The sequence below is a fragment of the Paractinoplanes rhizophilus genome, from assembly GCF_042664765.1.
Classification (GTDB): domain Bacteria; phylum Actinomycetota; class Actinomycetes; order Mycobacteriales; family Micromonosporaceae; genus Actinoplanes; species Actinoplanes rhizophilus.
Window position 1 is genome coordinate 215,831 of sequence record NZ_JBHTBJ010000011.1, and the last position, 10,859, is coordinate 226,689.

The 10,859-nt window shown below is 71.0% G+C and carries 10 protein-coding genes; 4 read left to right on the plus strand and 6 right to left on the minus strand.

Annotation, left to right across the window (positions count from 1 at the left end; translation table 11 throughout):
- The first annotated feature begins 28 nt into the window (after positions 1-28).
- Complete coding sequence (locus ACFQS1_RS18020) at positions 29-349, plus strand: PadR family transcriptional regulator (protein ID WP_378969517.1); 321 nt, start codon at positions 29-31, stop codon at positions 347-349.
- Positions 346-1,428, plus strand: coding sequence for a hypothetical protein (locus ACFQS1_RS18025; RefSeq protein ID WP_378969519.1), 1,083 nt, complete (start codon positions 346-348; stop codon positions 1,426-1,428). The genes ACFQS1_RS18020 and ACFQS1_RS18025 overlap by 4 nt, the downstream gene beginning before the upstream one ends.
- A gap of 35 nt (positions 1,429-1,463) precedes the next feature.
- Here ACFQS1_RS18025 and ACFQS1_RS18030 read toward each other — a convergent pair whose 3' ends face one another.
- Both ACFQS1_RS18030 and ACFQS1_RS18035 read right to left on the minus strand, forming a co-directional pair.
- Entirely contained in the window at positions 1,464-2,456 is a 993-nt protein-coding gene (locus ACFQS1_RS18030; RefSeq protein ID WP_378969522.1) for an alpha/beta hydrolase fold domain-containing protein, read from the minus strand.
- Positions 2,457-2,551: 95 nt separating this feature from the next.
- Positions 2,552-4,477: a rhamnogalacturonan lyase gene (locus ACFQS1_RS18035; RefSeq protein WP_378969524.1), complete on the minus strand. Its 1,926-nt coding sequence runs from the start codon at positions 4,475-4,477 to the stop codon at positions 2,552-2,554.
- 106 nt (positions 4,478-4,583) lie between these two features.
- Here ACFQS1_RS18035 and ACFQS1_RS18040 point away from each other — a divergent pair, with 106 nt between their 5' ends.
- Both ACFQS1_RS18040 and ACFQS1_RS18045 read left to right on the plus strand, forming a co-directional pair.
- Complete coding sequence (locus ACFQS1_RS18040) at positions 4,584-5,285, plus strand: ThuA domain-containing protein (protein WP_378969526.1); 702 nt, start codon at positions 4,584-4,586, stop codon at positions 5,283-5,285.
- Positions 5,255-6,355 carry a Gfo/Idh/MocA family protein gene (locus ACFQS1_RS18045; RefSeq protein ID WP_378969528.1) on the plus strand — a complete coding sequence of 367 codons (1,101 nt, stop codon included), beginning with the start codon at positions 5,255-5,257 and terminating at the stop codon, positions 6,353-6,355. The genes ACFQS1_RS18040 and ACFQS1_RS18045 overlap by 31 nt, the downstream gene beginning before the upstream one ends.
- Here ACFQS1_RS18045 and helR read toward each other — a convergent pair.
- From helR to ACFQS1_RS18065, 4 genes are all read right to left on the minus strand, one after another.
- Positions 6,335-8,467, minus strand: a complete 2,133-nt coding sequence (gene helR, locus ACFQS1_RS18050) for an RNA polymerase recycling motor ATPase HelR (protein WP_378969530.1) — start codon at positions 8,465-8,467, stop codon at positions 6,335-6,337. The two genes, ACFQS1_RS18045 and helR, sit on opposite strands and share 21 nt — an antisense overlap.
- Before the next feature lie 441 nt (positions 8,468-8,908).
- Entirely contained in the window at positions 8,909-9,391 is a 483-nt protein-coding gene (locus tag ACFQS1_RS18055) for a hypothetical protein (RefSeq protein ID WP_378969533.1), read from the minus strand.
- 282 nt (positions 9,392-9,673) lie between these two features.
- Positions 9,674-9,913 carry an HNH endonuclease signature motif containing protein gene (locus tag ACFQS1_RS18060; protein WP_378969535.1) on the minus strand — a complete coding sequence of 80 codons (240 nt, stop codon included), beginning with the start codon at positions 9,911-9,913 and terminating at the stop codon, positions 9,674-9,676.
- A gap of 209 nt (positions 9,914-10,122) precedes the next feature.
- Positions 10,123-10,859: IS256 family transposase (locus tag ACFQS1_RS18065; RefSeq protein ID WP_378969538.1), on the minus strand; the 737-nt coding region annotated here is incomplete at its 5' end.

Here is a 10,859-nt window from a genome sequence, read left to right on the forward strand (position 1 = left end):
TATATACCGGCGAGGATAGTGTGCGGTCATGCAGGAGCCGACGTTCTTGATCCTCACCGCCCTCGCGGCGGAACCCGCTCATGGGTACGGCGTGATCCGCGCCGTCGAGCAGCTGTCGGAGGGCGAGGTGGTGCTGCGGCCGGGCACGCTCTACGGCGCGCTCGACCGGCTCACCGAGCAGGGGCTGGTCGAGGTGGAGCGGGAGGAGGCGGTCGACGGCCGGCTGCGCCGGTACTACCGGCTGACCGACTCCGGGGCGGCGGCCCTGGCGGCGCAAGTGCACCGGCTGCGCCGCAACGCCGACGCGGCGGCGGCCCGGTTGCGCCTCTCGTTCGGGGGCGCCCGATGAGCTACCGCCGGCTTCTCTGGGCATATCCGCGGGCCTACCGGCAGCGCCACGGCGCCGAGATCGTCACCACCCTGCTCGATCTCGCCGAGGCGGGGCGCCGGCCGGGCCTGGGCCTGCGGGCCCACCTGGTGCTCTGCGGCCTGCGGCAGCGGTTCCGGCTGCCCGCCCGGCGGCCCCTCGCGTGGGTCGCCGCGCTGCTGGCGGCGGTGGCACTGGGCGCGTTCGGCGCCGCGGCGGGCACCTGGCTGGGCTGGCGGACGGCCGCGGCGATCCCGTCCGACGGCGAGTTGCGGGCGCTCAACGCCGCGATGACCGGGATGCCGGCGCCGGCCGCCGTCTACCGCGAGCGGTCCGCGATGAAGGGGCCGGGCGTGCTGGTCCGGGCCGACGGCACCAGCGACTACTCGGCTGCGCGCGTCCGGGCCGCCCTGCTGGCCGACGGCTGGCACATCACCGCGCTGGAGGAGAGCGACAGCGCCACCCTCGCCAACCCGCCCGGCGGTCGCGCCGAGGGCACCCCGGCCATCGTCGCGTTCGAGAACCTGGTGCCCGTCCCCACCAAGACGGTCCGCTACACGGCGCGCAAGGGCGAGCTGAAGCTCGAGGGCAGCGGCGACATCCTCGTCGGCGGCGCCGAGCTGGGCGTGGCCGGGCAGGCGAGGTACGGCACCGAGGTATGGCCGGAAGAGGCGGCGGCCGTGCGCCCCTCGACGGTCGCTGGGGCGGTCGTGGGCGCGATCGCGGGGTGGCTGCTGGCGGCGGCGGCCGCCTATCGGCTGCGCGGCGGCGAGCGCGGCCGGCGCCGGCTGGCGGCGGTGCTGGCGGCGGCCGGGTTCGCGGCCCTGGCCGGTCCCGTGTCCGAGCTGTACCGCGACGCCTATCAGGTGCTGACCTACGCGCACGGCTCGCCGTATCCGTACATCGTCGACGGCCCGGACGACGGCCGGGTGACCCTGTTCTGCACCATCGTCGGCCTGCTCGCCATCGTCACCGCGGTTGTCGCCGCGCGCCCGGCGGGGGAGTGGCCGGGGCCGGGAGCCGAGCGCCCGGCGCGTGCGGGGCCGGAGGTCAGCGCTTGAGGTCAGCGTTTGAGGTCAGCGTTTGAGGCCGGCGGTCAGAGTTCGAGCGCCCGGCGCAGGAAGCGCTCGATCGTCTCCAGCGTGGGGCGGCCAGTGGCCGGGCCTGGGGTGACGGTCGCCGGCGGCTGCGCGGCCGACACGATGCCCTTGCTGTGGCCCACGCCGGGGGTCACGTACAGCGTCGCGGGGACGCCGGCCGCCGACAGCGCGGCGAACAGCAGCTCGCTCTGCTGGACCGGCACCAGCCGGTCCCGGTCGCCGTGGGCGATCAAAAACGGCGGTGCGGTGCTCGAGACGTACGCGATCGGATTTGCTCTTCGCACCTGGGCCGGACAGGTGGCGATGGGACAGCCGAGGAGCGCCGATTCCGGCGAACGCGGGTCGGCATGGCACGACGTGAGCCCGAAGGCCCGGTTGAACGACGCGCACGCGCCGGGGATCATGTGTGCGTCCATCTGCAGGAAGTCGATGGGAGCGTAGAGGTCGACCACCGCCTGGACGTCGCTGGGATATCCGGCGACGCCGACGCGGCCCTCCAGCGCGCGATCGTTTCCGGTCACGCCGGCCATGACGGCGGTCCAGCCACCGGACGAGTCGCCCATCACCGCGAGCCGGCGGCGGTCGATGCCGAACGCGCCGGCGTGGGCGCGCAGCCACCGGATCGCCGCCTTCAGGTCGTGGAGCTGAGCGGGGAAGCGGGCCTGGCGGCTCGAGCGCGTGGAGACCCCGGCGACCACGAAACCGGCGGCGGTGAAGAAGGGCGCCAGGTCTTTCGCGTACGCCTTGCCGTTGTCCCCGTACCAGCCGCTGCCGCCCATGACGATCAGCAGGGGACGCGCCGCACCGGGCGAGCGGTCGGGAACGTAGAGGTCCAGCAGATGACCTCGGGACGCGGCGGGCTGCGCGGACGCGTACGCGATGTCGGTGTAGGTCCGGAAACCGCCGCCGGATCGCGCGGGCGCGGGATCGGCGGCGGCGAGCAGGGCGAGGACGGCCACCAGGCCGAAACAAAGCTTGTAACGCGCCATGACGGGTCCCCCTTTGACCGATCATGACTGGCCGGCGCAACGGCGCGCCCGGCGGCGGGCGGCCGATCCCGTACGGCCGCCCGCGCTGGAAGGCGTCAGTTGCTCAGCGCGAAGGACGGGTGCGGGGGCTGGTTGTACGCGGTGTTCTGCCAGGCCACCGCCTCCCGGTACATCCGGTCCTGCATCAGCGACACGTGCGAGATGCTGGTCGCGTCGGTGGTGCTGTAGATGCGCAGCCTGGTGTTGTCGGTGGTGGGCCAGATGACCTCCTCGCGCCAGTCACCGAGAATGTCGGCCTGCAGCGACGGGGTGGACTTGGTGCCGTTGTTGGAGTGGACGCCGCTCGCGGTGAGCAGTCGGGTGTCCCCGCCGGTGCCGTACTTGTCGATGTGGGTGCCGTCCAGCAGCTCGCGCTGGGCGTCGCCGTCCCACCAGATGACGAAGTTGGCGCTGGACGGCTTGCGCCCGATGTTGCGGCCGGTGCTGCTGTAGAGGCCGGAGACCGCCGACGACCAGGACTCGGCGCCGGGGCTGCCGGCGTAGATGTCGTCGGAGACGCCGCGGCCGTTGTCGCAGCCGCAGGACGGGTTCGACCAGATGATGGCGCCGGTGCGGGCGTCGGCCATCCAGGCGGCGAGGCTGCCGGTGTTCTCGTCGACCTTGAACATCTCCAGGCCGGGGCGGGATGGGATCAGGTCGCCGACGTGCAGGGCGTCGCCGTGGCCCTGGCCGTTGACCCAGAGGCCGGCGCTGTTGTCGTCGATCGCCATCGCGCCGTAGATGATCTCGTCGCGGCCGTCGCCGTCGACGTCGGCGATCGACAGCTGGTGGTTGCCCTGGCCGGTCCACTTGGAGCCGTTGGTGGAGGAGTTGCTGTCGAAGGTCCACTTGCGGGTCAGCGTGCCGTTGCGGAAGTCCCAGGCACTGACGGTGCTGCGGGTGTAGTAGCCGCGGGCGGTGATGAGGCTGGGGTACGAGCCGTTGAGATACGCGGTGCCGGCCAGGAAACGGTCGACTCGGTTGCCGTACGAATCGCCCCACGCCGAGACGCTGCCGCGGGCCACGACGTAGTCGACCGTCGACATGGCCCGGCCGGTCTGGCCGTTGAAGACGGTGAGGAACTCGGGGCCGGACAGAACGTAGCCGGCGGAGTTCCGGTAGTCGGCGGACGAGCTGCCGATGACGGCCCCGGCGCCGTCCCTGGTGCCGTCGGCGGTCTTCATGGCGACCTCGGCCCGGCCGTCGCCGTCGTAGTCGAACACCTGGAACTGGGTGTAGTGCGCGCCGGCCCGGATGTTCCGGCCGAGGTCGATGCGCCAGAGCCGGGTGCCGTTGAGCTTGTACGCGTCGACGTACACGTTGCCCGTGTAGCCGGACTGCGAGTTGTCCTTGGCGTTGGACGGGTCCCACTTGAGGACGATCTCGTAGGCGCCGTCGCCGTCCAGGTCGCCGACGGAGGCGTCGTTCGCGGAGTACGTGTACGACACGCCGTCGGGGGTGGTGCCGCCGGGCGGGATCTGGATGGGGACGTCCATCGAGCTCGCGGCCAGTGTCGCGGTGGGCGGGGCGCTCGGGGCGGTGGCCGCCAGGGTGGCGGCGCCGGAGGGCACGACGCGGTAGGAGGCGGAGGCGGGCGCCCCGGTGTCGGTGAAGTTGGTTCGCGATGTCGTCGTCAGCTTGTGCGAACCGCGGTAGACATCGAACGTCAGGCCGGCCGGGTCGGACTTGAGCGACCGCCAGGACAGAAAGTTGCCGCCGGTGGTCCGCATGCTGATGAGGCCGCGGTCGAGGTTCTCGGTCGTCGACGTGGGGTCGACGGCCGCGCCGGCGGCTCTTGCGGCGGCGGCCTTTGCGGCGGCGGCTTTTGTGGCGGCGGCTTTTGCGGCTCGGGCCGAGCCCTTTGTGGTGGCGGAGCCGGTGGTGGTCGAGCCGGCCGCGGGGGAGGTCGAGGCGGCGACGACGGCGGTGGAGCCGGCCGTGGCGAGGACGGCCGCGGCGGCGAGGATGCTGACACGTTTCATCTTCTCGCGTTCCCCTGCTCGGTGGGTGATGGGCAAGCGCTTTCCCGGCAAGGTATCCCGTGCATCGAGAAATGTCTATGTCTGAAAGATCTGGTAGGCAGGAGGGGTGAAAGCTCTCGTGGTGCGCGGCGGATGGGAGGGGCATCGGCCGGTCGAGGCGACCGAGCTGTACGTGCCCTTCCTCAAGAACAACGGCTATGACGTACGGATCGAGGAATCCCCGGCGATCTACGCCGACCAAGCCGAGATGTCCGAAACCGATCTGATCGTGCAGTGCATGACCATGTCCACGATCGAGCGCGACCAGCTCGCCGGATTGCGGGAGGCGGTGCGGACGGGGACCGGATTCACCGGCTGGCACGGCGGCATAGCCGACTCCTACCGGGCGTCGGCCGACTATCTGCAGCTCGTCGGCGGCCAGTTCGCCACCCATCCGAGCAAGGAGCCGGCGCTGTGCGGCGGCACCGAGGACGACAACTTTCTGCCCTACACCGTCACGATGACCGAGCTGGGCCAGGGCCACCCGATCACCGCCGGCATCGGCGACTTCGAGCTGGAGACCGAGCAGTACTGGGTCCTGCACGACGACCTCATCGACGTGCTCGCCACCACCACCCACCCGGTCCGGCCGTGGCACCCGTGGCACCGCCCGATCACCTCGCCCGCGATCTGGACCCGCCGGTGGGGCGACGGCCGCATCGTGGTCACCACCCCCGGCCACAGCCTCGACGTCCTCGAGAACCCGAACGTCCGCACGATCATCGAGAGGGGCATCCTGTGGGCGACCCGCACCGCGTCGGGATCATAGGCGTCGGGTTCATCTCCCAGGCGTACGTGCGGACGCTGGCCCACCACCCTCGCGTGCGCATCACCGCGGTGGCCGATCTGGATCCCAGCCGGTCGGCGGCCCTGGCCGCCACCCTGCCCTCGGCGCGCGCCGTGCCGGTGGAAAAGTTTCTGGAAAGCGGCATCGAGACGGTGCTCAACCTGACCATTCCCGCCGCGCACGCGCCGGTGGCGCTGGATGCCATCGGTCACGGTTTGCACGTGTACGGCGAAAAGCCGCTCGCCATGTCGCCGGCCGACGCGTCCACCATCCTCGAGACGGCGACCGCCGCCGGGCTGACCGTCGGATGCGCCCCCGACACCGTCCTGGGCACCGGAATCCAGACCGCGCGGGCCTTCATCGACGGCGGCGGCATCGGGCGCCCGGTCGCCGCGTCGGCCGTCATGGTGACGCCCGGTCACGAGCGCTGGCACCCGCAACCCGACTTCTACTACCGGCCCGGCGGCGGCCCGCTGCTGGACATGGGCCCCTACTACCTCTCGGCCCTGGTCCACCTGCTGGGCCCGATCCGGTCGGTGACCGGCGCCGCGAGCCGGCCCCGCGACGCCCGCATCATCCAGACCGGCCCGCGGGCGGGCGAGCGCATCCCGGTCGAGGTGCCGACGCACGTCACCGGCGTGCTCGAACACGCCGGCGGCGCGCTCTCCACGGTCACCACCAGCTTCGAGGCGGTCCGCACCACCGCCGCGCCCATCGAGATCCACGGCGAGACCGGCACCCTCGCCGTCCCCGACCCCAACCGGTTCGACGGGGACGTTCGCGTGTTCCCGCTGGGCGCCTCGGCCTGGCAGCCGGTTCCGATCGCGGCCGGCTATGTCGGAGCGGCCCGGGGCATCGGCCTGATCGACCAGATCAGCTCGGGCGTGCCCCGGGCCTCGGGCGCCCTCGCCCTGCACGTGCTCGACGCGATGACCGCGCTGCTCCGCTCGGCCGAGGAGGGCCGCCGCATCGCGTTGACCACGACGGCCGAACGCCCGGAGCCGGTGCCGTTGCTGACCGCCGAAGATTGGTCAGCTGGTCAGGATCACTAGCCGCTGGGTGGCGCGCGTCATCGCGACGTACTGGTCGACCGCGCTCCACCGCTGCGGATCTACGAGAACGACGAGGTCGAACTCGAGCCCCTTGGCCAGCTCGGGCGTCAGCGACCGCACCCGATCGGTCCCCGGGAAAGTTTCGGCCCCGATGACGCAAGCGACGCCTTCGCCTTCGGCGTGCTCGGAAAGCCACGAATCCACGATTTTCTGCAAGGCAACGACACTTTCGCGTACGACCGGCAGGCCGCTCCGCCGGATCGACACCGGCACGTTGGCATCCGGCAGGACGGCCCGGATCACCGGCTCGGCCTCGGCCATGACCTCCTCGGGCGTCCGGTAGTTGATGGTCAGCGAGGCCAGGGTGACCCGGTCGAGACCGGCGCGCCCGAGGCGTTCCCGCCACGACTCGGCGAAGCCGTGCCGGGCCTGCGCGCGGTCCCCGACGATGGTGAAGCTGCGCGACGGGCAGCGCAGCAGCAGCATCTGCCACTCGGCATCGGTCAGCTCCTGCGCCTCGTCGACGACGATGTGCGCGAACGGGCCGGCCAGCCGGTCGGGCTCGGCGCGGGGAAGCACGGTGTCGTCATCGAGGGAGTTGCGCATGTCCTCGCCGCGCAGCATCGTCCAGAGGCCCTCGCCGTCGTCGTACGCGTTGGCCTCGAGCAGGTCGTCGATGACCCGGGCCATGCCCTCGCGGTGCTGCCGGGCCGCGGCGTCCTGCCGCTGCCGGCGGCGCGACGACTCCGGGTCGCCGAGGCGGTGCCGGGCCGCGTCGAGCAGGGGCAGATCCGAGACCGTCCAGGCGCGCGGGTCGGGGCGCTGGAGCGTACGGATCTCGTCGTTGCTCAGCCAGGGGGCGCACTTGCGCAGGTAAGCCGGCACCGACCACAGATCCGCGACGATGTCCTCGGGATCGAGCACCGGCCACGCCCGGTTGAAGGCGACGGCCAATTCCCGGTTTCGCGCGAGCTCAGCGCGTACGAAATCGGGGTTTTCCTCGCCCTCGTAGCGGTCGGTGAGGACGGCGAGCAACCCCTCCCAAACCTCGTCGCGGGCCTCGTTGTGGGGCGTTCCCGGGCCGGGGACGTCGAACGCCTCGGCCCAGTCGGCGGCGCTCAGGCGAAGATCGGCGTCGCCGGCCGTGACCGTCAGGGGCTTTGCCGGGGGCTCCTCGTAGAAGCGGACGGCGGCCTCGATCGCGCCGACCAGCCGGGCTTCGGACTTGAGCCGTTTCGCCGCGGGATCCGGCTCCTCGGTCGCTGTGGCGCCCTCGGGGACCAGATCGCGCAGCGTGCAGGTCTGGACGTCCTCCTCGCCGAGGCTGGGGAGGACATCGGACACGTAGGCCAGATAGGGCTGGTGGGGACCGACGAAGAGCAGGCCGCCGTGGCGCTCGCCGAGACGTGGGTCGGAGTAGAGGAGGTACGCGGTGCGGTGCAGGGCCACGACGGTCTTGCCGGTGCCCGGGCCGCCGTCGACGACCAGCGCGCCGCTCGAGCCGGCCCGGATGATCGCGTCCTGGTCGGCCTGAATGGTGCCGAGGACGTCGCGCATCCGGCCCGAGCGGTTGACGCCGAGGCTGGCGATGAAGGCGGACTGGTCGTCGAGGGCGGCGCTGGTGCGCAGGCCCTCGGCGGTGAAAACCTCGTCCCAGTAGTCGGTGATGCGGCCGCGGCTCCAGCGGTACCGGCGGCGGCCGGCCAGGCCCATCGGGTTGGCGTGGGTGGCGCCGAAGAACGGCTCGGCAGCCGGGGAGCGCCAGTCGACCAGCAGACGGCCGCCGTCGCTGTCGGTGAGGCCCAGGCGGCCGATGTAGATGGGGTCGCTGCCGTCCGCCGGGTCCATCCGGCCCAGGCAGAGATCGAGGCTGTAGCGACTCAGCGTGCGCAGGCGGGTGGCCAGGCGGCGGACCTCCTGGTCGCGGTCGAGGGCGCGCCGGCCGATGCCGCCGGGCGCCTTCCGCTCGGTGTCGAGGCGCTCGGTGAGATCGGCGATCGACCGCTCGAGGCTGGCGGCGATCGCCGCGAAGTGTTTCTCGTCCGCGGCGGTGAGTGCGGGGTCCGCCTTGGCGGCGAGGCGTGCGGGTAGATCGAAGACGCTGGTGGTCATTTGCGGTCGCACTACGCGAAGCCCCCATTTCCGCAGGTTTGCTGCTCAGGGGGACGAGTGTGCGCCCTGACCGGGGTCTTGCCGCAAGCCCCGGGTTGCGATATACGTTAGTAGTGGCGGGGAGCTGGGCTCCGCGCTTTTTTGTTGCCTAGGCCTTTGCCTAGCCTCCTAGGACGCCGCCGGAAGGCCATCGCCGCGACTATTGGGCGAGCACGTCTGGCACCGCTCCCGGCTGGGCGTGCCCGTCGACGTGACCTGATCGACGGGTGGGCCGTCTCCGAGCGCGTGATCGAGGAGGGCTGGTCGTCCACGGCCAGGATCCGACCGCGCCGGCCGAGTCTGGCGAACAGTATCCGCAGCCCGGTCTCGGTGTTCGACAGCGCCGGGTCGTGCAGCCGATTGCGTCGGTGGCATTGTGGCGTGCTGGTTCGGCTGGCCTGGTCAGGCGCTGTCTCGGCGGGCCTGGCGGCGGGCGTTGGTGGCGCGAGTCGAAGCTCGGCGCTTCTTGAGGTCGGGGGACTTCGGGCGCGTGGTCGAGCGCTGCGGGACGAGGCGGGGCGGCTGCGGGGGAGGCGGTGCCGCGAGGGCCTGCTCCTCGGCGACACGTTCGGCGTGCAGGGCGTCGGCGCTGGCTTGGGCCACCACCGCCAGCTGACGGCTGACGCCGGCGAGGACGTTCTCGAAGAGCTCGGCCTTCGCGCGGGCCCGGGCGTTGCGCGCATGCGCCTTGCCGCGGCCGCCGGCGTCCTTGATGCTCTTGGCAGCTTGGCGTCGGTACTGCTTGACGTACTTGTCGCGCTGGCGACGTGCCCGCGCGTGCAGGTCGATCAGCTCGTCCTCGTCCATGCTGGTCAGCCGGTCGGGGCGCAGCTCCCGGACCACCGCCAGCTCGTTCTCGGCCAGCGTCCCCAGCAGTGCGTCCATGCCGTCTCCCTCGCGGTAGATCCGGATTGGAACGCCCAGTCTTGTTCCGCCTCGCCGCGCCCACCTCCTTCGGAGCGGGTGAAACGCGGGCCGGCGGTGATAAGTGGGTCGGGCCTACGACCCGTAGCAGGGAGGGACCGGGCCGCGGGCGCGGAGAGTGGTTCCCGATCGGCTGCGGAACCGATCGCCGAGATCGCTCAACGGCGGGCGCAGACGTCGGGGCCGACGCTTGCGGGCCGAATGACCCGTGCGGTCGTCGCAGTGACTGGTGTTGGGGTTGGTTTATTGGCGTTGGTGGTAGAGGTTGCGGCGGGGTCGTTGCTGGGGGTCGAGGTGGGCCGGCGGAATGAACTCCGGTCGTTGGTCGGTGCCGAGGCGGATCTGCCAGCCGGTGTCGGGTTGGTGGAGGAGTCGGTGGTGGTGGCGGCAGAGCAGGACGAGGTTGTCGAGGTTGGTGGGTCCGCCGTGGGTCCAGGCGGTGATGTGGTGGGCGTCGGTCCAGTCAAGCGGTTCTTTTGTCACATTCATCTACTGCTGACGCCAGGCGGCCCCGGCTCGCCCTGTTGCTTGTCCGCTCGCTCGAGGCTCGAGGATCTCGCCGTTCAAAAAGTGGTATCTCCGTTTCTAAAATTTAGGTACCTCCCTTCCTCAGATTTTGGTAGTTTGCTTCCTCGGACCTGGTAGTTTCGGAGGAGCCTGTCAGGATGTCTGTGTAACCATCCTTTGTCCTCTTAGGTCAGTGTAGCCGCAATGCGGCCGGGAAATGCGATTTCGAACGCGCCGAGGGCGGATTTCCACCCGTGCGTGGTGGCGCCTTCGACCAGCCGGGGTTTGGCGGTCCGCTTGTTCGCCGGCTTGCCCTTGTCGGCTTCGCGGGCGCGGGCGCGTTTGTCCTCGATGTCGCAGATCGCGAGCCAGATCAGCTTGACCACGGCGTCGTCGGTCGGGAAGTGTCCACGATTCTTGATGATCTTGCGGATCTGGAAGTTCAACGACTCGATCGCGTTCGTGGTGTAGATGATCTTCCGGATCTCGGGCGGGAACTCCAGAAAGGGCGTGAACCGGTCCCAGGCGCGTTCCCAGACCGCGATCGCCGCCTTGTGCTTCTTACCGAGCTCGGTGTCGGCCAGCTCGAGCAAGGCGGTCTGCGCGGCGTCGGCGTTCGCGGCGGTGTAGACCGGTTTGAGCGCGGCGGACAGTTTCTTGCGGTCGGCGTAGGACACATACCGCATGCTCGCGCGGATCAGGTGCACGACGCAGGTTTGGACGATGGTGCGGGGCCAGACGGTCTCCACCGCGGCCGGTAGGCCTTCCAGGCCGTCGCAGCAGGCGATCAGCACGTCGCGCACGCCGCGGTTGCGCAGCTCGGTCAGCACGCTCAGCCAGAACTTGGCGCCCTCGCTGTTCTGCAGCCAGATCCCCAGCACGTGCTTGACGCCGTCGCAATCGACCCCGACGACCAGATGGG

Excerpts from the sequence above, each read along its gene's own strand:
- ACFQS1_RS18020 (WP_378969517.1), top strand. The coding sequence starts at position 29 with ATGCAGGAGCCGACGTTCTTGATCCTCACCGCCCTCGCGGCGGAACCC.
- ACFQS1_RS18025 (WP_378969519.1), top strand. The coding sequence starts at position 346 with ATGAGCTACCGCCGGCTTCTCTGGGCATATCCGCGGGCCTACCGGCAG.
- ACFQS1_RS18030 (WP_378969522.1), bottom strand. The coding sequence starts at position 2,456 with ATGGCGCGTTACAAGCTTTGTTTCGGCCTGGTGGCCGTCCTCGCCCTG.
- ACFQS1_RS18035 (WP_378969524.1), bottom strand. The coding sequence starts at position 4,477 with ATGAAACGTGTCAGCATCCTCGCCGCCGCGGCCGTCCTCGCCACGGCC.
- helR (WP_378969530.1), bottom strand. The coding sequence starts at position 8,467 with ATGACCACCAGCGTCTTCGATCTACCCGCACGCCTCGCCGCCAAGGCG.
- ACFQS1_RS18055 (WP_378969533.1), bottom strand. The coding sequence starts at position 9,391 with ATGGACGCACTGCTGGGGACGCTGGCCGAGAACGAGCTGGCGGTGGTC.